14 protein-coding genes and 4 tRNA genes are annotated in these 20,183 nt (G+C 61.6%); 13 read left to right on the forward strand and 5 right to left on the reverse strand.

Features of this window, described 5'->3' with window-relative positions:
- The first annotated feature begins 230 nt into the window (after positions 1-230).
- From gmk to AB5Y47_RS13310, 6 genes are all read left to right on the forward strand, one after another.
- Positions 231-857 (forward strand): guanylate kinase, encoded by a 627-nt coding sequence (gene gmk / locus AB5Y47_RS13285; RefSeq protein WP_045522661.1) that lies wholly within the window; start codon positions 231-233, stop codon positions 855-857.
- Between the two features lie 79 nt (positions 858-936).
- On the forward strand, positions 937-1,212 hold the full coding sequence (gene rpoZ / locus AB5Y47_RS13290) for a DNA-directed RNA polymerase subunit omega (RefSeq protein ID WP_005307060.1): 276 nt from the start codon (positions 937-939) through the stop codon (positions 1,210-1,212).
- Between the two features lie 135 nt (positions 1,213-1,347).
- On the forward strand, positions 1,348-3,465 hold the full coding sequence (spoT, locus tag AB5Y47_RS13295; RefSeq protein WP_039040667.1) for a bifunctional GTP diphosphokinase/guanosine-3',5'-bis pyrophosphate 3'-pyrophosphohydrolase: 2,118 nt from the start codon (positions 1,348-1,350) through the stop codon (positions 3,463-3,465).
- A gap of 107 nt (positions 3,466-3,572) precedes the next feature.
- A complete protein-coding gene (gene trmH / locus AB5Y47_RS13300; RefSeq protein ID WP_180911303.1) occupies positions 3,573-4,316 on the forward strand; it encodes a tRNA (guanosine(18)-2'-O)-methyltransferase TrmH in 744 nt (247 codons plus the stop codon).
- Positions 4,306-5,346: an alpha/beta fold hydrolase gene (locus AB5Y47_RS13305; protein WP_102948987.1), complete on the forward strand. Its 1,041-nt coding sequence runs from the start codon at positions 4,306-4,308 to the stop codon at positions 5,344-5,346. Before trmH ends, AB5Y47_RS13305 begins: the two co-directional genes overlap by 11 nt.
- A gap of 103 nt (positions 5,347-5,449) precedes the next feature.
- Positions 5,450-6,253 (forward strand): Cof-type HAD-IIB family hydrolase, encoded by an 804-nt coding sequence (locus AB5Y47_RS13310; protein ID WP_102949268.1) that lies wholly within the window; start codon positions 5,450-5,452, stop codon positions 6,251-6,253.
- A gap of 70 nt (positions 6,254-6,323) precedes the next feature.
- On the opposite strand, the gene AB5Y47_RS13315 is transcribed toward AB5Y47_RS13310, so the two are convergent.
- The 5 genes from AB5Y47_RS13315 to AB5Y47_RS13335 all read right to left on the reverse strand — a co-directional run bounded on the left by AB5Y47_RS13315 (position 6,324) and on the right by AB5Y47_RS13335 (position 7,456).
- Positions 6,324-6,842, reverse strand: a complete 519-nt coding sequence (locus AB5Y47_RS13315) for a ricin-type beta-trefoil lectin domain protein (RefSeq protein ID WP_043153707.1) — start codon at positions 6,840-6,842, stop codon at positions 6,324-6,326.
- Positions 6,843-7,012: 170 nt separating this feature from the next.
- Positions 7,013-7,089 (reverse strand) — tRNA-Pro (locus AB5Y47_RS13320).
- Between the two features lie 58 nt (positions 7,090-7,147).
- Positions 7,148-7,233: transfer RNA gene (locus AB5Y47_RS13325), tRNA-Leu, on the reverse strand.
- 20 nt (positions 7,234-7,253) lie between these two features.
- A tRNA-His gene (locus AB5Y47_RS13330) sits at positions 7,254-7,329 on the reverse strand.
- A 50-nt stretch (positions 7,330-7,379) separates the two neighbouring features.
- Positions 7,380-7,456: transfer RNA gene (locus tag AB5Y47_RS13335), tRNA-Arg, on the reverse strand.
- A 263-nt stretch (positions 7,457-7,719) separates the two neighbouring features.
- Here AB5Y47_RS13335 and AB5Y47_RS13340 point away from each other — a divergent pair.
- The 7 genes from AB5Y47_RS13340 (at position 7,720) to kdpB (ending at position 20,135) form a co-directional block, all read left to right on the forward strand.
- Positions 7,720-8,310 (forward strand): TetR/AcrR family transcriptional regulator, encoded by a 591-nt coding sequence (locus tag AB5Y47_RS13340; RefSeq protein WP_010672311.1) that lies wholly within the window; start codon positions 7,720-7,722, stop codon positions 8,308-8,310.
- Positions 8,307-9,413 (forward strand): efflux RND transporter periplasmic adaptor subunit, encoded by a 1,107-nt coding sequence (locus tag AB5Y47_RS13345; protein WP_041212081.1) that lies wholly within the window; start codon positions 8,307-8,309, stop codon positions 9,411-9,413. The genes AB5Y47_RS13340 and AB5Y47_RS13345 overlap by 4 nt, the downstream gene beginning before the upstream one ends.
- A 15-nt stretch (positions 9,414-9,428) precedes the next feature.
- The gene (locus AB5Y47_RS13350; RefSeq protein ID WP_045522654.1) at positions 9,429-12,509 is read left to right on the forward strand and encodes a multidrug efflux RND transporter permease subunit; all 3,081 of its coding nucleotides are present in this window, start codon (positions 9,429-9,431) and stop codon (positions 12,507-12,509) included.
- A gap of 120 nt (positions 12,510-12,629) precedes the next feature.
- A complete protein-coding gene (locus AB5Y47_RS13355) occupies positions 12,630-14,588 on the forward strand; it encodes an ATP-binding protein (RefSeq protein ID WP_069651592.1) in 1,959 nt (652 codons plus the stop codon).
- A 76-nt stretch (positions 14,589-14,664) separates the two neighbouring features.
- Positions 14,665-16,014 (forward strand): glutathione-disulfide reductase, encoded by a 1,350-nt coding sequence (gorA, locus tag AB5Y47_RS13360; protein ID WP_201956202.1) that lies wholly within the window; start codon positions 14,665-14,667, stop codon positions 16,012-16,014.
- 325 nt (positions 16,015-16,339) lie between these two features.
- A complete protein-coding gene (kdpA, locus tag AB5Y47_RS13365; protein ID WP_368220299.1) occupies positions 16,340-18,022 on the forward strand; it encodes a potassium-transporting ATPase subunit KdpA in 1,683 nt (560 codons plus the stop codon).
- A gap of 55 nt (positions 18,023-18,077) precedes the next feature.
- The gene (gene kdpB / locus AB5Y47_RS13370; RefSeq protein WP_368220300.1) at positions 18,078-20,135 is read left to right on the forward strand and encodes a potassium-transporting ATPase subunit KdpB; all 2,058 of its coding nucleotides are present in this window, start codon (positions 18,078-18,080) and stop codon (positions 20,133-20,135) included.
- Positions 20,136-20,183: the final 48 nt, after the last annotated feature.

Below are 20,183 nucleotides of genomic sequence, written 5' to 3' on the forward strand. Positions count from 1 at the left end.
AATGGCCCTCTATGCGGGTAACGCCCGCACAGCAAGCTACGGATATTTTGATCGGCTGGAATATGATTCCGGCCGTTTTTTTATCCGCCCCCATCTGCTAACATTCGCCGCCTTTACATCCTCCTGACTCTGATTCCTCCGCGCATTGCGAGCAACCGTCTCCCTTATCGGGCACAAGACGGCGGCCTCTGCTACAACCAAAGCGCGGATCATCGCTTAAAGGTACAGACATGGCGCAACAAGGCACTCTCTATATCATCTCTTCCCCGAGCGGGGCCGGTAAGTCCAGTCTGCTCAATGCCTTGCTGACCCAGCACAACGCCGCCGGCAAGATGCAACTCTCGGTCTCCCACACCACCCGCGCCACCCGTCCCGGTGAAGAGCACGGGGTGCACTACCACTTCGTCAAGGTGGAAGAGTTCAAGGCGCTGATCGAGCGCGGTGACTTTCTGGAGTGGGCAGAAGTCTTCGGCAACTACTACGGCACTTCCCGCGCCGCCATCGAGGCCTGTCTGGCGCAGGGCATCGACGTCTTCCTCGACATCGACTGGCAGGGTGCCCGCCAGATCCGCGAACTGATGCCGACCAAGTCCATCTTCATCCTGCCCCCCAGCCGCGAGGAGCTGGAGCGCCGCCTGATCGGCCGCGGCCAGGACAGCGCCGAGGTGATCAAGGGCCGGATGGAGAAAGCCATTGCCGAAATGGTGCACTACGACGAGTATGACTATGTCATCATCAATGAAGACTTTGATCAGGCACTGTTCCAGCTCAGGGCCATCATAGAGTGCCAGCGCCTGGAAATGCGTCAGCAACAGCAGGCCCAGCAAAACTTGCTGAAACAGCTACTGGCAGAGTAAGCCAAAAACAAGTAAACTTTTGCGTCATTTTTAAACACCGCTTTTTCAATCACAGAAAGCCCAAACACTGGAGTCCCGCATGGCCCGCGTTACTGTAGAAGATGCTGTAAAACAGGTAGGTAACCGTTTTGACCTGGTGCTGGTCGCCGCGCGCCGCGCTCGTCAAATCGCGGTACAAGGCAAGGATCCCCTGGTCGACGAAGAGAACGACAAGCCGACCGTGATCGCCCTGCGCGAGATCGAACTGGGTCTGGTCAACAACCAGGTGATGGATACTCAGGACCGCTACGAGCAGCAAGAGCAGGAAGCCGCCGAGCTGGCTGCCGTTGCTGCCATCGCAGAAGGTCGCGGCTAAGTCAGTCGCTTCCCATAGTCGGCGCCCGCCCGGGTGCCGGCTGTTCTCCCCATTTACAACCGCTCGAAAACCTCGCAAACTCGAGGGCATACCCTCAATTTCACGGATTGCCGTTTAACCGCTGCGGGGACTGTCTTGTATTTATTTGAAAATCTTAAAGAAATAGCCAGTTCCTACCTGCCACCCGAGCAGGTTGAGAAGCTCAGGCAAGCCTATGTGGTAGCCCGTGATGCTCACCAGGGACAGATGCGTTCCAGTGGTGAACCCTACATCACTCATCCCGTTGCCGTGGCCCGCATCCTAGGCGACATGCGCCTCGATCACGAGACCCTGATGGCTGCCGTGCTGCACGACGTCATCGAAGATACCCCTGTCACCAAGGACGACCTGGCCGAGCAGTTTGGCAACGCCGTCGCCGAGCTGGTCTCCGGTGTCTCCAAGCTCGACAAGCTCAAATTCCGCGATCGCAAGGAAGCGCAGGTCGAGAACTTCCGCAAGATGATGATGGCCATGACCCAGGACATCCGGGTCATCCTGATCAAGCTGGCCGACCGCACTCACAACATGCGTACCCTCGGCTCCTTGCGACCGGACAAGCGCCGCCGCATCGCCCGGGAAACCCTCGAGATTTTCGCCCCCATCGCCAACCGCCTCGGTATTCACACCATGAAGAACGAGCTGGAAGAGCTCGGCTTCGAGGCGCTCTACCCCATGCGCTCCCGGGTACTGCGGGAATCGGTGCGCCGCGCCCGTGGCAACCGGCGCGAGATCATCGACTCCATCCAGAGCGAGATTGAGGGGCGTCTGCGGGAAGCCGGTATCGATGCCCAGGTGAGCGGACGCGAGAAGAACCTATTCTCCATCTACAACAAGATGGAGAAGAAAGAACTGCAATTCCACGAAGTGATGGATATCTATGCTTTCAGAGTGAGAGTGAAAGACATAGACACCTGCTACCGAGTGCTTGGGCAGATGCACAGCCTCTACAAGCCGCGCCCCGGTCGCTTCAAGGACTACATCGCCATCCCCAAGACCAACGGCTACCAGTCCCTGCACACCTCCCTGGTGGGCCCCCACGGGGTACCGGTGGAGGTGCAGATCCGCACCGAGTTCATGGACCAGATGGCCGACAAGGGCGTCGCCGCCCACTGGGCCTACAAGCAGGATGGGGACAGCTCGGGCACCACGGCCCAGATCCGCGCCCAGCGCTGGATGCAGAGCCTGCTGGAGCTGCAACAGAGCGCCGGCAGCTCCTTCGAGTTCATCGAGGGAGTCAAGACCGACCTCTTCCCCGACGAGATCTACGTCTTCACACCGGAGGGCCGCATCATGGAGCTGCCCGCCGGCGCCACCCCGGTGGACTTCGCCTACACGGTGCACACAGACATCGGTCATGCCTGCGTCGGTTCCCGGGTCGACCGCCACCCCTATCCGCTGAGCAGCCCGCTGCACTCCGGTCAGACGGTGGAGATCATCACGGCCCCCGGCGCCCGCCCGAACGCGGCCTGGCTCAACTTCGTGGTGACCACCAAGGCGCGCTCCAAGATACGTCAGTTCCTCAAGAACCTGCGCACCGAAGAGTCCGTGGTGCTGGGCCGCCGCCTGCTCAACCATGCCCTCGGCGCCAAGAACATCGAAGACATCCCGGAAGCCCGCGTCAAGCAGGTGCTGGCCGATACCAAACACGAGAACCTGCAGGGGCTGCTGGCCGACGTGGGCCTTGGCAACGCCATGAGCGTCATGGTGGCACGCCGCATGCTGGGAGATGAACTGCCGCCGGAAGAGCAGCCCAAATCCACCAGCAAGAAGATGCCGATCAAGGGGGCCGACGGCATGCTGGTCACCTTCGCCAACTGCTGCCGCCCCATCCCGGGGGACGCCATCATTGCCCACATCAGCCCGGGCAAGGGACTGGTGATCCACCAGGAGTCCTGCCGCAACATCAAGGGCTACAGCCGCGAACCGGACAAATACCTGCCGGTGCAGTGGGAGGTGGACAAGGAGCAGGAGCAGGAATTCCGCACCGGCATCAGCATCGAGATCGTCAATCACCAGGGCGCCCTGGCGGAGCTGGCCAACGTGATTGCCGCCACCGGCGCCAACATCCACGCCATCAGCACTGAGGAGAAAGATGGCCGGGTCTATGTGGTCACCCTGCTCATCACCACCAAGAGCCGGATCCACCTCGCCAACATCATGCGCAAGATCCGGGTCATGCCCAACGTGCTCAGGGTGAGCCGACAGAAAAACTGAACACAGGCGGCGCAAGCCGCCTGCTGCTTTTCAAGAGATACCCAGGGCCCCATGCCGCAAGCCACCAGCCTTGTTGCATGCACCGGCCTCACGACATAGAAACCGACATGACTCCTGAACGCTTCAAACGCATTTCCGACATGCTGGCCCAGCGCCAGCTCGACCTGACCGTCTGCATGGAAGAGGTTCATAAACCTCACAACCTGGCCGCCATCGTGCGCACTGCCGATGCCATCGGCATCCACCGGGTGCACGCGGTCTGGCCCAAGAGCTGGATCCACAAGCGCAAGGGCACCGCCCGCGGCAGCCAGAACTGGGTGGACGTGAAGCTGCACCCGGACATCGGCAGCGCGGTGACCGAACTCAAGGCCTCCGGCATGCAGATCCTGGCGACCCACCTCTCCGACAGCTCCGTGGACTTTCGCGCCATCGACTACACCAGACCCACCGCCATCCTGGTGGGCCAGGAGAAGCACGGCATCGGCGAAGAGGCGCTGGCCCTGGCCGATCACCATATCGTCATCCCCATGGTAGGCATGGTGCAGTCCCTCAACGTCTCGGTGGCTGCCGCCGCCATCCTTTACGAGGCCCAGCGCCAGCGCGAACTGGCCGGCTGTTATCAGCGCGGCTGCCCACTCACACCCGAAGAACAGAACACAATCTTGTTCGAGGGGGGCTATCCCGTCTATGCCCAGCTCTGCAAGGAGAAAGAGATGCCCTACCCCCAGCTCGGCCCGACCGGCGAGATCCTGGCGGACGAACGCTGGTGGCAGCAGATGCAGCTGACCCGCAAAGGATGGGCCGCCCAACAATCGGATGATCCTTCGGAAGAGTACACTGATGAAGCTTAACCACCTGCCCCTGCTGGCCCTGACCCTGTTTTCTGCCGGAGCCCTTGCCGTGAGCAATCCTTACCAGCTGACCACTGAAGCCGACGTCCCCGCCCTCTATCAGCAGACCCTGCCCGACTTCTGGCGCCAGCATGCCGTCGAGGGGGAGTTCAAGGGCAAGGACGGGGTCACCCTCCGCTATGCCGCCCTGCGCCAGCCCAAGATCGATCGCGCCATCCTCATCGTCAACGGCCGGGTCGAGAGCTACCTCAAGTATCAGGAGCTGGCCTGGGATCTCTGGCGTCAGGGTTACAGCCTCTACCTCATCGATCATCGCGGCCAGGGAATGTCAGACCGCATGCTGGTCGACAAAGAGAAGGGGTATGTCGACCAGTTCGACGACTATGTCGCCGATCTCAAACAGTTTCATGACGAAGTGATCGCCCAGGACCAACCCGCCAAGCTGTTCCTGCTGGCCCACTCCATGGGGGGGGCCATCTCGGCCCGTTATCTGGAACGCTGGCCGAACGACATCCAGGCGGCGGTGCTCTCCTCCCCCATGATGGGCATCAACCTCGGCGGCCTGCCCAAGTGGCTGGCCAAGGGGTTGGCGGCCACCATCGGCACGGTCGGCGGCTGGGTGGGCGAGCCCCCCTACGGCCCGGGTCAGGGACCCTATGAGGATCACGGCTTTGCCGACAACGAGCTGACCCACAGCACGGCGCGTTATCAGGCCTTCCGCCAGATCTACGAACAGCATCCCCAGGTCAGGCTGGGGGGCGCCACCGCCCACTGGATCCATCAGGCCATCACAGGATCGGACGCGGTCGTGGCCGACGCCCGCGCCATCAAGACGCCGCTGCTGCTGCTGCAGGCCGGCGAGGACAGCGTGGTGGACAACGCCGCCCAGGAGGCCTTCTGCGCCAAGGCCCAATGTGAAGGGAGCAAGCCGCTGCGTATCGAAGGGGCCTGGCACGAGCTCTTCATCGAGGCGGATCCCCAGCGCCAGGCCGCGCTCAATGCAACCCTGGCCTTCTTCGCGCGCTACTGACGCAACCAGAAGGGGCTGGTTATTTTTTGGATCCCTAAATAAATGGGGTGACGGCAGACGCTGGGGTACACTCCCTCGGCGTTCAATTGAAGTCGAGGTAATGATGTTCAAGGTAGTTGTGTCCGATCTCGATGGTACCCTGCTCAACGGGCAGCACCAGATCTCCTCCCGCACCCGGGATACCCTGCACCGCCTGGTCGACCAGGGCGTCAAGTTCGTGGTCGCCACCGGCCGTCACCATGTGGATGTGCGCAGCATCCGCGATGCGCTGGGGCTGGATATCTACCTCATTACCTCCAACGGCGCCGTGGTTCACGACAAGCAGGATCAACTGGTCTACAACCAGGCGCTACCGAGCACGGTGGCGGCCGAGCTGATCGCCATGGAACGCGACCCGTCCATCCACATCAACGTCTACTACGGCGACGAGTGGCTGGTGGAAGAGGAGCTGCCCTGGTTGCTGAAGTTCCATCACGACTCCGGCTTCAGCTACCGTCTGGCGGATCTCGCCAGCCACCCGATGGACAGGGTCAACAAGGTGTTCTACATCGGCGACCACGACAAGCTGCTGAAGATAGAGGCGCACCTCAACCAGCAATATGGTGATCGACTCAACGTCACCTTCTCCCTGCCTGACTGCCTCGAGGTGATGCATGCCGGTGTGCACAAGGGTAATGCCGTGCGCGCCGTGCTGGAGCAGCACGGCCTGGAGATGTCACAGGCCGTGGCCTTCGGCGATGGCATGAACGACTTCGAGATGCTGAGCATGGTGGGCCGTGGTGTGGTCATGGGCAACGCCCACGATCGCCTCAAACTGGCCCTGCCAGAGCACGAACAGACCCTCACTTCCGATGAAGATGGCGTTGCCGTCTATCTGGAGAAACTGTTCGCCTCCCAGACCCGCTGATTAGGCATCCCCATCGCGGATCGAAAAAGGGTGGCCCATGTGGCCACCCTTTTTGTTTCTCGCTCTCTTGTCACCACGCCAGTGCCGGGTGCATCAGACGGTTCAACAGCGTGCCGGATGGCGTCCACTCAAAGCTCTGGTTGGCGCCGCCATAGCATTCGGCGAGGCGCAGGGGGACGGCCGGCTTATGACGGCGACCCGCCACATCCAGGCACAGCGACACCTGCCGATTAAACAGACGATCCCCCTGCCACTGCCATTGATGGCTCTCCTCCCGGCACACCTCCATCCCCAGACCATCTTCCCCTCTGGCGACCAGGCAATCCCCGGCCAGTTGCAGGGCGCCGACATCCCAGCTGAATGACTGGTTCGGTTGCTGATCGCAGGGCTGGGTCAGCAGACGGCCCTGCTCGCTCAGGGTCACGCAGAAGCCACCACTGGTTACCAAGGTGGCCTCGAGTTCGGCCTTTGGCTTGGGGGCGGCGCCCATCAGAAGATCTTCCGGTTTCGGCTGCAGGGCGCAACCACCCAGCAGCAGTGCGGCCATGGCCAGCACGGAGAGTTGAAGAGAAGTGATATGGTGATGCATAGGCCTTGTATCTGGTCCGTGCCCGAGCGTCCCCTGTCTCGCGGCTCCGGGCCCAGCATACCGAACTCGTGGCGAACAGGCGCCTGAAGAAGTGTAAAAAGACGTGACAGGAAAAAGCGGAAGAGAAACGCCAAAAAGCAAAAACCCCGCCTGAGCGGGGTTTTCAAATGTGGTCGGTGATAAAGGATTCGAACCTTTGACCCTCTGGTCCCAAACCAGATGCGCTACCGGGCTGCGCTAATCACCGAGGGGTATTCTAAAAACACAAAGATGACCATCTGGTCATCCTCGTCATACAGCAAGTATGGTGCGAAGAGAGGGACTCGAACCCTCACACCCGGGGGGCACTAACACCTGAAGCTAGCGCGTCTACCAATTCCGCCACCTTCGCGTACCTGACAAGCTGTAAAATGGGGTGGCTGATGGGGCTCGAACCCACGACAACCGGAATCACAATCCGGGACTCTACCAACTGAGCTACAGCCACCACAGCTGTTTTCGTTCTTCAACACGCCCGTTTAACCGGCGCACTTTTGATGGTGCGCCCGACAGGATTCGAACCTGTGACCTCTGCCTCCGGAGGGCAGCGCTCTATCCAGCTGAGCTACGGGCGCTACGCTGTCGAACGGGGCGCATTATTGATGATGATGCCGACCTTGTCTACTCTTTTTTTGACACAAAGAATCAAGTGCCTGTTTTTCAATCACTTCCGACCCTTTTCAACTATTTTTGTTTTGTTCAGGCTGGATCCAGCAATTCCCCACTACTTTTTGAATCCCTCACCCCATAGGGTCAGAGATGATGGGCAATGCTTGACTTGCCTTTGCGCCCACCTAGAATGAATGAACGTTCATTCAGTCGTTGACCTCTGATAACCATGGATAAGAAAGAACGCATTTTCGAAGCAGCTCACGAGATCCTCGGCGAGCAGGGCTTCTACGGCCTTTCCATTGCCGTGGTCGCCAAGAAAGCCAAGGTGGCGGCAGGCACCATCTATCGCTATTTCAGCGACAAGGATGACCTGATCCGCCAGCTCTATCAGCACACTATCCTCAAGTGTCATCCCCTGGTCATGGAAGGTGTGCAGATAGAAGAGGTGTCCTATAAGCAGTATCGACGCCTCTGGCTCAACATCGATGCCATCTTCACCAGCTACCCCAATGCACTCAAGTGCAAATTGCAGTACGAAAGTTCTCCATTGGGGGCTGAATTGGAGCGGGATCCGGTCATAATGGCGACGTGGGCGCCACTTGAGCGCTTCTTTGAGCAAGGACGCCAACAGGGACTCTTCATCGATCTCCCCATTCTGGTGTTGCAAGCATTGAGTCTGGATTGCGTGGCCAACCTGGCACAGCAGCGCCGGGTTCACGATTTCGAATTGACGCAGGAACAGCTGGAGACGGTCATCCGGGCCAGCTGGAATGCCATTTTAAACCCTAATGTTTCCATCACAGGAGCCTGTTCATGAAAAAGTGGATGGCCATCATGTTGCTGATAGCACTCGCCCTGTTTGGCAGTGTCATCGGCTTCAATATGTTCAAGCAGAAGAAGATTGCAGAGTTCATGGCCAATCGGCCCGAGCCCGAGTTCCCGGTCACCGCCATGGTCACCAAGGCGCAGGACTGGGTCCCCACCATTGAAGCCATCGGCTTCATCGAGCCGAACCAGGGGGTCACCCTCTCCAGCGAGCTGTCAGGCACCATCGACAGCATCCGGTTCGAATCCGGGGCACATGTCAAAGCGGATCAACTGCTGCTGAGCCTGGACTCCAGTGTGGAAAAAGCCAATCTGAACTCTTCCCAGGCCAGGCTGCCGGCAGCCAGGGCCAAGTTCGAGCGCTACAAGAACCTCTATCAGAAGAACTCCATCTCCCGGGACCAGCTGGATGATGCCGAGGCAAGCTACCGCTCCCTCGAGGCGGACATAGACAGTCTGAAGGCCACCATCGCCCGTCGTGAGGTGCGTGCCCCCTTCAGCGGCGCCGTGGGCCTGCGCAACGTCTTCCTCGGCCAGTATCTGGAGCCCGGTACCGAGATCGTGCGCCTGGAAGACACCAGCGTGATGCGCCTGCGCTTCACCGTGCCCCAGACCGACATCTCCAAAATCACCTTGGGACAAACCATCAAGATCAACGTGGATGCCTATCCCCAGACCCAGTTTGACGGCCAAATCACAGCCATCGAGCCCGCGGTCAACTATCAGAGCGGCCTGATCCAGGTGCAGGCAGACATTCCGAACAACGACGGCCAGCTCCGTTCCGGCATGTTCGCCCGCGCCAGCATCATACTGCCCACGGTGAAAGACCAGATAGTGATCCCGCAGTCCGCCATCTCCTTCACCCTCTATGGCGAGAACGTCTACGTCATTCACGAGGCTGACGGCGTGAAACGCGCCAAGCAGGTGGTGGTCAAGGCAGGTGAGCGTCGCGGCAACGATGTCCATGTGCTGTCCGGCATCAAGGCTGGCGATCAAATCGTGCTGTCGGGTCAGGTTCGCCTGAGCAACGATACCAAGGTGCACGTGGTCGAGAACGATGCCCTTGCCGTTCCGGCACAAACCCCGATGCTGTAAGCGCGGAGAGCTGCGATGCGATTTACTGACATATTCATAAAACGGCCTGTGCTGGCGATCTCGCTCAGCTTCCTGATAGCCCTGCTGGGCTTCCAGGCCATCTTCAAGATGCAGGTGCGTGAATACCCCGAGGTGATCAATACCGTCATCACGGTCAACACCAGCTACTATGGCGCCAGTGCGGATCTGATCCAAGGCTTCATCACCCAGCCCCTGGAGCAGGCGGTCGCCCAGGCCGACAACATCGACTTCATGACCTCCTCGAGCCAGCTGGGCAGTTCCACGGTGACGGCGTACATGAAGCTCAACACCGATCCGAACGCCGCGCTGTCCGACATCCTGGCCAAGGTCAACTCGGTGCGTTCCCAGTTGCCCAAAGAGGCGGAAGACCCTTCGGTCACCTCCTCCACCGGCTCCACCACGGCGGTGCTCTACATGGGCTTCACCAGCCCGGAGCTCAACTCCAGCCAGATCACCGACTACCTGGAGCGGGTCATCAAGCCCCAGCTGTTTACCGTGGGCGGGGTCTCCAAGGTGGATCTGTATGGCGGGGTCGAATTCGCCCTGCGGGTGTGGCTGGATCCGGCCAAGATGGCCGCCTTTGACCTGACCTCAAGCGACGTGATGACGGTGCTCAACAGCAACAACTATCAGTCCGCGACCGGCCAGGCCACCGGCTATTTCACCCTGTTCAACGGCAACGCCGAGACCCAGGTCGGCAACATCGAAGAGCTCAAGCGTCTGGTGGTCGCCACCCGCGACAGCAAGGTGATCCGTCTCTCCGACATCGCCAAGGTCTCCCTGGAGAAGAGCCACGACATCTATCGCGCCAGCGCCAACGGCCGCGAAGCCGTGGTTCTGGCCATCAACGCAGCCCCGACAGCCAACCCCATCAACATCGCCCACGATGTGCTGGAGCTGCTGCCGAGCCTGAAGCGCAACATGCCGAGCACCATGCAGGTGAACATCCTGTATGACTCCACCATCGCCATCAACGAATCCATCCACGAGGTCATCAAGACCATACTGGAGGCGGCCGCCATCGTACTGGTGGTGATCACCCTGTTCCTCGGTTCGTTCCGGGCGGTCATCATCCCCATCATCACCATTCCCCTGAGCCTCATCGGCGTGGTGATGATGATGGACATGTTCGGCTTCTCCATAAACCTCATGACCCTGCTGGCGATGGTGCTGGCCATCGGTCTGGTGGTGGATGACGCCATCGTGGTGCTGGAGAACGTCGACCGCCACATCAAGGAAGGGGAAGAGCCGTTCCGGGCCGCCATCATAGGTACCCGGGAGATCGCCGTGCCCGTCATCGCCATGACGGTCACCCTGGCGGCGGTGTATGCGCCCATCGCCCTGATGGGGGGCATCACCGGCTCCCTGTTCAAGGAGTTCGCGCTGACCCTGGCAGGCGCCGTGTTCGTCTCGGGCATCATCGCCCTGACCCTGTCGCCCATGATGTGCGCCAAGATGCTCAGGGCCAACGAGGAGCCCGGCAAGTTCGAGCGTACCGTGCACGATCTGCTGGACCGGATGACGGCCCGCTACGACGCCATGCTCCATGCCGTGATGCAAAAGCGCATCGTGGTCATCCTGTTTGCCGTCATCGTGTTCGCCAGCCTGCCGCTGCTGTTCAAGTTCATTCCGAGCGAGCTGGCCCCGTCCGAGGACAAAGGCGTCATGGCGGTGCTGGGGACGGCGCCTTCCAACGCCAACCTGGACTACATCGAAAACACCATGGCGGACGTGAACAAAGTCCTGGACGACCAGCCGGAGATTGCTTACTCCCAGGTCTTCTCGGGGGTGTTCAACTCCAATCAGGCGTTCGGTATCGCCTCCATGGTGCCCTGGAGCCAGCGTGAAGCGAGCCAGAAAGAGGTACTGGATCGGGTTGCCGGTCTGGTGAAGGACATCCCCGGGATGGCCATCACCACCTTCCAGTTCCCGGAACTCCCGGGGGCCTCGAGCGGTCTGCCCATCCAGTTCGTCATCACAACCCCGAACAGCTTCGAGAGCCTGTTCCTGATCGCGGGTGAGATGCTGGCGGCAACCCAGGCCAACGGCCAGTTCGTCTATTCGGATCTCGATCTGAACTACGACTCGGCCACCATGAAGATCAGCATCGACAAGGACAAGGCGGGTGCCTACGGCATCACCATGCAGGACATCGGCATCACCATGGGCACCATGATGGCGGACGGTTACGTCAACCGTATCGACCTGGATGGCCGCTCCTACGAGGTGATCCCGCAGGTGGAGCGCAAGTTCCGTCTCAACCCCGAGTCCATCAAGGGGTACTACGTGCGTGCCGCCGACGGCAAGTCGATCCCGCTGGGCAGCCTGATCAAGATTGAAGTGAAGGGAGAGCCCCGTGCCCTGCCCCACTTCAACCAGCTGAACTCCGCCACCATCGGCGCCGTACCGGCACCGGGCGTGGCCATGGGGGATGCGATCAACTGGTTCAAGGCGACCGCGGAAGAGAAGCTGCCCCAAGGCTATCGTTACGACTTCATGGGTGAAGCCCGCCAGTTCGTGACCGAAGGGAATGCGCTCTACGCCACCTTCGCCCTGGCCCTGGCCATCATCTTCCTGGTGCTGGCGATCCAGTTCGAATCCGTGCGTGACCCGCTGGTCATCATGGTGTCGGTGCCGCTGGCCATCAGTGGCGCGCTGATCGCCCTGGCGTGGGGTATGGCCACCATGAACATCTACTCCCAGGTCGGTCTCATCACCCTCGTCGGTCTGATTACCAAGCACGGTATTCTGATCTGCGAGGTGGCGAAGGAGGAGCAGCTGCTCCATGGTCTGAACCGGATGCAAGCCGTGATGCAGGCTGCCAAGGTCCGTCTGCGCCCCATCCTGATGACCACGGCGGCGATGATCGCAGGCCTTATCCCGCTGCTCTATGCCTCGGGTGCGGGGGCGGCACAGCGCTTCAGCATCGGCATCGTCATCGTGGCGGGTCTGGCCATCGGCACCCTGTTCACCCTGTTCGTGCTGCCGGTCATCTACACCTTCCTGGCATCCGAGCACAAGCCGCTGCCGGAATTCGACGAATCCATCCCGGCAAAAGCCAAGGGCGGTCACTGATCCCAGCCCACACAAAAAAGGCCCCGAAAGGGGCCTTATTTTTATCCATTGGATGACACACGACATAAGTCCATGAAGCAGTTAAACTAAACCGCACTCAATCCAGACCGCAAGGACGCCATGTCAGGAATCTTCTCCAAGGCCGTCGGCCTTAACGGACTCTCTTATCGTCTGCTTTCCTACATTCTGATCTGCAGTACGGTGCTGGCACTGCTCATCACCGTGCTTCAGCTCGCCTGGGACTACAACAAGGATGTGACCGTCATCGAGGCCAGCATCGGCCAGATCGAGGCCTCCTTCCTGCAACCCATCTCGGCCAGTCTCTGGAATCTGGATGAAGAGCAGGTGAAGGTGCAGATCGAGGGCATCATGAACCTGCCCAACATGCAGTTCGTCATGGTCAAGGAGATGCTGGGCAATTCGGAAGTGCCCCTGCTCACCCAGGGGGTGGAGCAGCCCCAATACGACATCTCCCGCGAGTTCACCCTGAGCTATCAGGGGGAAGTGGTCGGCAAGCTGTTCGTCGCCGCCTCCCTGGAGCAGGTCTACCAGCGCCTCATCGAGAAATCCGTGCTGATCCTGGTCAGCCAGACCATCAAGACCCTGGTCGTCTCGTTCTGCATCCTGGTCATCATCTACTATCTGGTGATCCGTCATATCAACCGCATCGTCAGCTATGCCCAGAAACTGAGCCTGGATCGCCTCGCGGTGGAGCTGACCCTGGAAGGTCGCCCCCTGCCCCGCAAGTCTCCTGACGAATTCGATACCCTGGCCGCCACCCTCAACCAGATGCGCACCCGGCTGAACGACGAGTTCACGGCCCGCCATCAGGCCGCCGATCAGCTCCAGCAGGAGCGGGACTTCTCCGCCACCCTGATCAACTCCGCCAACATGGTCATCTGCTGCATGGAGCCGGATCTCAACATCGCCAGCATCAACCCGGCGGCCATCCTGCTCACCGGCTATCACCACCAGGAGCTGTTGCAGCACAACTGGCTGGATCTCTTCGTCAGCAAGGAGCAGCGTGACGAGCTGGCCGCCACCCTGGCCGATCAGGGCGCCCTGGAGGACAGGGAGATCACCATGCACGACCAGCAGGGCAACGAGCTGGTACTGCAGTGGACCTTCGCTCCCTTCTACGAGGGGCCCAACCTCAAGTACCTGATCGGCTTTGGCTATGACATCACCCCCCTCAAAAAGGTGGAGCGGGAGATCACCCTGTTCAACGAGCAGCTGGAAGGCAAGGTGGCTGAACGCACCCGCAGCCTGAGCGATGCCAACGACCAGCTGGGCAAGGCCTATGACGATCTCAAGCAGGCCCAGCAGACCCTGGTGGAGTCGGAGAAAATGGCCTCCCTCGGTTCCCTGGTTGCCGGCGTGGCCCACGAGATCAACACCCCCATCGGCATCAGCGTCACCGCCTCCTCCTACCTGCAGGAGCGGGTGGCCGACTTCAAGCAGCATATCGAGGCCAAGCAGCTCTCCCGCTCCTACCTCAACGAATTCACCCAGAATCTCGACGAGTCGATGCAACTGCTGCAAGGCAACCTGAGACGCGCCTCCGAGCTCATCGCCAGCTTCAAGCAGGTGGCAGTGGATCAGTCCTCCGAGGCCCGCTACAACTTCAGCCTCGCCGACAACCTGCATCAGGTGGTGGTCTCCCTCGGCTACAAGCTCAAGAAGGCCCAGTGCGAGGTGGACATCCAGTGCGATCCCAAGCTGAGCATCTACTCCTTCCCGGGCAGCTTCACCCAGATCTATTCCAACCTGATCCTCAACTCCATCCATCACGGTTTCGATGGCTGGGACAGGCCCAGAAAGATCACCATCCAGGTGGCGCAGCAGGGAGACGAGCTGGTCATCGACTACAGTGACAACGGCCGCGGCATCCCCCCGGAGATATTGCCGCGCATCTTCGATCCCTTCGTCACCTCCAAGCGGGGACAGGGTGGCAGCGGGCTCGGCACTCACATCATCTACAACCTGGTGGTCCAGCTGCTGCGCGGCCGCATCCACTGCGCCAGCGAACCGGGCCAGGGCGCCCAGTTCCACATTCGCTTGCCCATCCAGCAGAACTGAGCACCGGCTCTTGTGGGCCGGCCGCTTTGTCCCCATCATGCTGTGACTGCATTCTTAACGAGCGGAGAACCTCTCAATGGCACAGCATTTTGACTACATCGCCATCGGTGGCGGCAGCGGCGGCATCGCCTCGGCCAACCGGGCAGCCATGTACGGCAAGAAAGTCGCCCTGATCGAAGCCAAAGAGCTGGGTGGCACCTGCGTCAACGTCGGCTGCGTACCGAAGAAGGCCATGTGGTATGCAGGCCAGATCGCCGATGCCCTGAAATATGGCGCCGACTACGGCTTCGACACCACGCTCAACCACTTCAGCTGGGCCAAGCTGGTCGAATCCCGTCAGGCCTATATCGGGCGCATTCACCAGTCCTACCAGAACGTGCTGGGCAAGAACCAGATCACCGTCATCAAGGGCTTCGCCCGCTTCGTCGACAGCCATACCGTCGAGGTGAACGGCGAGCACTACAGCGCCGATCACATCCTGATTGCCACCGGCGGCCGCCCCGAGGTCCCGACCATTCCGGGCGCCGAACTGGGTATCGACTCCGACGGTTTCTTCGACCTGCAAAGCCAGCCCAAACGGGTTGCCGTGGTGGGTGCCGGCTATATCGCCGTGGAGATCGCAGGCGTGATGCAGGCCCTTGGCTCCGAGACCCATCTGGTGGTGCGCAAGCATGCGCCGCTGCGCAACTTCGACCCCATGATCCACGAGACTCTGGTGGAGATCATGGCGCAGGAAGGGCCCAAGCTGCACACCCACGCCATTCCCAAGGCCGTCATCAAGAACGCAGACGACAGCCTGACCCTGCAACTGGAAGATGGTCGCCACCTCACCGTGGACTGCCTCATCTGGGCCATCGGTCGCGAGCCTGCCACCGACAACCTCAATCTGGCTGCCACCGGCATCACCCTGGACGAGAAGGGCTTCATCCCCACCGACAAGTTCCAGAACACCGCCGTCGCCAACCTCTATGCCGTCGGTGACAACACCGGCCGCATCCAGCTCACCCCGGTGGCTGTCGCGGCAGGCCGCCGCCTCTCGGAGCGGCTGTTCAACAACAAGCCGGGCGAGCACCTCAACTACGATCTGGTGCCGACCGTGGTGTTCAGCCACCCGCCCATCGGCACCATAGGCCTGACCGAGCCGGAAGCCGTTGCCGAGTACGGGGAAGATCAGGTGAAGGTCTACCGCAGCCAGTTCACCGCCATGTACTCGGCCCTGACCCAGCATCGCCAGCCCACACGGATGAAACTGGTCTGCGTCGGGCCGGAAGAGAAGGTAGTCGGCCTGCATGGAATCGGCTTCGCCATGGACGAGATCCTGCAAGGCTTCGGCGTCGCCATGAAGATGGGCGCCACCAAGGCGGACTTCGACAACTGTGTCGCCATCCATCCCACCAGCGCGGAAGAGTTTGTGACCATGCGCTAACCGCATATCAAAGTCACAGCAACTTGCTACCAAACCCGGCCCAGGCCGGGTTTTTTGTGCCTTGCCTGTCCACCAGCCAACAAAACCTGCCTTCTTTACGCCGATTTTACGCCAGCCAAATTCGGCTTTATGGCGCCTTTACGCCCGTTTTACATACCCTTTCAGCGTCAATGAGACCCATGGGATCGACACGGATATGCATCGATCCCTGACGCTAATTACCTCAACGGAGTCGTTATGAATTGGCTATATCTGCTGCTGGTCCTCGCCCTCGCGGGCTATCTGCTGCGCGCCCTCGCGCGCACTCATGAGTGAGGAACCGGATATGTGGCAAGAGATCATCTATCCCGTCGCGTTCGTGCTGCTGGTGCTGCTGCCGGCGCCTCTGCTTGGCAACTACCTGTATCGGGTGTTTGAAGGCAAGAGTCGCTGGCTGGCCCCGCTTGAGCGCGCCACCCTGGCCTGCTGCGGCACGGACGGGCGCGAGCAGGACTGGAAGTCCTACGCCCTCAGCCTGCTGGCCTTCAACGGCGCAGGCTTCGGCCTGCTGTTCCTGATCCTGATGGCGCAGGGGCTATTGCCCCTCAACCCGCAGCAGCTGCCCGGGCTGAACTGGCAACTCGCCTTCAACACCGCGGTCAGCTTCATGACCAACACCAACTGGCAGGCCTACTCCGGCGAAGCCAGCCTCTCCTACTTCAGCCAGATGGTGGGGCTCACCACCCAGAACTTCGTCTCCGCCGCCACCGGCGCCGCCGTCGCCATCGCCCTGTTTCGCGGCATCGCCCGCCAGCAGACCACCCACCTCGGCAACTTCTGGCAGGATCTGGTGCGTTTCTGTCTCTACGTGCTGCTGCCGATGGCGCTGATCCTGGCGCTGCTGCTGGTCTGGCAGGGGGTGCCCCAGAGCCTGTCGGCCTACCTGCCGTTCCACGCGCTGGAAGGCCAGGAGCAGCTGCTGCCGCTCGGCCCGGCTGCCTCCCAGATCGCCATCAAGCAGCTCGGCTCCAACGGTGGCGGCTTCTTCGGCATCAACTCGGCCCATCCGTTCGAGAACCCGACCGCCCTCTCCAACTGGCTGGAGATGGTCGCCCTGCTGACGCTGGCCGCCGCCATGGTCTGCACCCTGGGTCGCTACGTGAAGGATCTGGCTCACAGTCGCGCCATCCTCATCGCCATGACCATCATGCTGGTGCTGGGGCTCTGCCTCGCCATCGGTCAGGAGCTGAAACCGGATCCGGCCCTCGCCCACCTCACCAGCGAAGCCGGCAACTGGGAAGGCAAGGAGAGCCGCTTCGGCCCCGTGCTGTCCAGCATCTGGGAAGTGGCCACCACCGCCGCCTCCAACGGCTCGGTCAACGCCATGCACGACAGCTTCGCCCCGCTCGCCGGCATGGTCGCCATGATCAACATGCTGCTGGGTGAAGTGGTGTTCGGCGGCGTCGGTGCCGGCATCTACGGCATGATGCTGTTCGTTCTGCTGACCGTGTTCCTGTGCGGCCTGATGGTGGGGCGCACCCCCACCTATCTGGGCAAACGGCTCGGCATCACCGAGATGAAGTGGGTGGTCGCCAGCATGCTGGTGATGCCGGTCGGGGTATTGGTGATCGGCGGCATTACCCTGCTGATGCCGAACTCCGCCACCGTCATCGGTCACGACGGCCCCCACGGTCTGTCACGGCTGATCTATGCCTACGCCTCGGCCGCCGGCAACAACGGCTCCGCCTTCTCCGGCTTTGCCGCCGCCGACAGCTGGCAGTGCATCGCCATCGGGCTGGCCATGCTGCTCGGCCGCTTCGGCTACATCATTCCGGTGCTGGCCATCGCCGGCCAGCTGGCCCGTGCCCCGCGCCAGGAGCGAAGCGAGGGGGACTTCCCCGTCAGCGGCCCGCTCTTCATCACCCTGCTGATCGTCACCGTGCTGCTGATGGGGGGTCTCTCCTTCCTGCCGGTACTGGCGCTGGGCCCGGTGGCGGAACACCTGAGCCTGCTGGGAGGTGCCTTCTGATGCGGCACACCCCACTGATCTGCGTGACCAACTATTCGATGCAGGGAGCTTTCCAATGAGCAAGTCCGCTTCAATGCGCACCGACACCATTCCGGTGAAGGGCAAGAAACAGAAATCACAGATCCTGCAGGCCATGGTGGAAGCCCTCTATCGCTTCAACCCCAGGGCGCTGTTTGGCAGCCCCATCCTGTTCACCCTCTGGCTGGCGGCCGTGATGGCGACCCTGGAGTCGCTGCTGGGGCAACCGCTCTCCGGCGTCGCTCCTTCGCTGGCCTGGCAGCTGACAGCCTGGCTCTGGCTCACCCTCTGGTTTGCCAACTTCGCCGAGACTCTGGCCGAGGGGCGCGGCAAGGCGCGGGCCGACAGCCTGAAGGCCGGCATGAGCCAGCTCAAGGCACGTCGAGTCACCAGCCCGCAGGATGACAAGGGCGAGTGGGTACCGGCCACCAGCCTGCTCAAGGGCGATCTGGTGCTGGTGCGCAGCGGCGAGATGATCCCGGCCGACGGCGAAGTGGTCGCCGGCATCGCCTCGGTCAACGAGGCGGCCATCACCGGCGAATCCGCCCCCGTCATCCGCGAGTCGGGCACCGACCGCAGCGGCGTGACCGGCAACACCACCGTCGTCTCCGACCAGATCTGGGTGCACATCAGCAACAACCCGGGCGAAAGCACGCTGGATCGCATGATTGCCCTGGTGGAAGGAGCCAAGCGGCAGAAGACCCCCAACGAGATGGCGCTGGATGCCCTGCTGGTGGGGCTGACCCTGATCTTCCTGCTGGTGGTGGCCACCCTGCCCTGGTTCCTCGACTACAACGGCACCCAGGTGCCCCGGCTCTATCTGCTGGCGCTGTTCATCACCCTGATCCCGACCACCATCGGCGGTCTGCTCTCCGCCATCGGCATCGCCGGCATGGACCGGCTGGTGAAGCTCAACGTGATCGCCAAGTCGGGCCGGGCGGTGGAAGCCGCCGGCGACGTGCACACCCTGCTGCTGGACAAGACCGGCACCATCACTTTCGGCAACCGGATGGCGGACGAGCTGATCCCGGCCCCCGGCGTGGACCCCTCCCTGCTGGCACAGGCCGCCATGCTGGCCTCGCTCGGTGACAACACGCCGGAGGGCAAATCCATCCTGATCCTGGCGGGCAAGAGCCACACCAAGCCGAGCCAGCTGGAGAGCGACATCATCATCCCCTTCAGCGCCGAGACCCGGCTGAGCGGGCTGGATCGCAACGGCCATCACTATCGCAAAGGGGCGGTGGACGCGGTGCTGCGCTACCTCTCGCTCGATCGCAAGGGGGTGCCCGAGCTCATCCTCAAATCGGTGGACAACATCGCCCGCCAGGGCGGTACCCCGCTGCTGGTCTGCACCCACGAGAAGCTGCTGGGGGTAGTGTTCCTCAAGGACATCATCAAGCCGGGCATCAAGGCACGCTTCCAGATCCTGCGCCACATGGGGATCCGCACCGTGATGATCACCGGTGACAACCCGCTGACCGCCGCCGCCATCGCCGCCGAGGCCGGGGTGGACGACTTCATCGCCGAGGCGACGCCGGAGAAGAAGCTGGCCTACATCCGTCAGGAGCAGGCCGATGGCCGCCTGGTCGCCATGTGCGGGGACGGCGCCAACGACGCACCGGCGCTGGCCCAGGCCGACGTGGGCCTGGCCATGAACGAGGGGACCCAGGCCGCCAAGGAGGCGGGCAACCTGGTGGATCTCGACTCCAACCCCACCAAGCTGCTGGACGTGGTGCTGGTGGGCAAGCAGCTGCTGGTGACCCGTGGCGCCCTGACCACCTTCTCCATCGCCAACGACGTGGCCAAGTACTTTGCCATCCTGCCGGCCCTGTTTATCGCCGCCTATCCGCAGCTGGGGGTGCTGAACCTGATGCAGCTGGGCAGCCCAGAGAGCGCCATCCTGTCGGCCATCATCTTCAACGCCCTGATCATCGTCGCGCTGGTGCCGCTGGCCCTGCGCGGGGTCAGCCTGAAGGGAACGGCCGCCAGCCTGCTGCGCCGCAACCTGCTGATCTACGGCGTCGGCGGCCTGATAGTGCCCTTCATCGGCATCAAGTTGATCGACCTGGTCATCACCGGCCTGGGGCTGGTGTAACGGCATCACCGGATGCGGGACAGACCCGCATCCAACCAACGCATTTGG

The organism is Aeromonas sp. R7-2 (genome assembly GCF_040908105.1).
Classification (GTDB): domain Bacteria; phylum Pseudomonadota; class Gammaproteobacteria; order Enterobacterales; family Aeromonadaceae; genus Aeromonas; species Aeromonas caviae.

What these genes read in the sequence shown, in the direction of transcription:
- AB5Y47_RS13355 (WP_069651592.1), top strand. Translation starts at nt 12,630, where the DNA reads ATGTCAGGAATCTTCTCCAAGGCCGTCGGCCTTAACGGACTCTCTTAT.
- AB5Y47_RS13340 (WP_010672311.1), top strand. Translation starts at nt 7,720, where the DNA reads ATGGATAAGAAAGAACGCATTTTCGAAGCAGCTCACGAGATCCTCGGC.
- AB5Y47_RS13350 (WP_045522654.1), top strand. Translation starts at nt 9,429, where the DNA reads ATGCGATTTACTGACATATTCATAAAACGGCCTGTGCTGGCGATCTCG.
- AB5Y47_RS13305 (WP_102948987.1), top strand. Translation starts at nt 4,306, where the DNA reads ATGAAGCTTAACCACCTGCCCCTGCTGGCCCTGACCCTGTTTTCTGCC.
- kdpA (WP_368220299.1), top strand. Translation starts at nt 16,340, where the DNA reads ATGTGGCAAGAGATCATCTATCCCGTCGCGTTCGTGCTGCTGGTGCTG.
- trmH (WP_180911303.1), top strand. Translation starts at nt 3,573, where the DNA reads ATGACTCCTGAACGCTTCAAACGCATTTCCGACATGCTGGCCCAGCGC.
- AB5Y47_RS13315 (WP_043153707.1), bottom strand. Translation starts at nt 6,842, where the DNA reads ATGCATCACCATATCACTTCTCTTCAACTCTCCGTGCTGGCCATGGCC.
- rpoZ (WP_005307060.1), top strand. Translation starts at nt 937, where the DNA reads ATGGCCCGCGTTACTGTAGAAGATGCTGTAAAACAGGTAGGTAACCGT.
- gorA (WP_201956202.1), top strand. Translation starts at nt 14,665, where the DNA reads ATGGCACAGCATTTTGACTACATCGCCATCGGTGGCGGCAGCGGCGGC.
- AB5Y47_RS13310 (WP_102949268.1), top strand. Translation starts at nt 5,450, where the DNA reads ATGTTCAAGGTAGTTGTGTCCGATCTCGATGGTACCCTGCTCAACGGG.
- AB5Y47_RS13345 (WP_041212081.1), top strand. Translation starts at nt 8,307, where the DNA reads ATGAAAAAGTGGATGGCCATCATGTTGCTGATAGCACTCGCCCTGTTT.
- kdpB (WP_368220300.1), top strand. Translation starts at nt 18,078, where the DNA reads ATGAGCAAGTCCGCTTCAATGCGCACCGACACCATTCCGGTGAAGGGC.
- gmk (WP_045522661.1), top strand. Translation starts at nt 231, where the DNA reads ATGGCGCAACAAGGCACTCTCTATATCATCTCTTCCCCGAGCGGGGCC.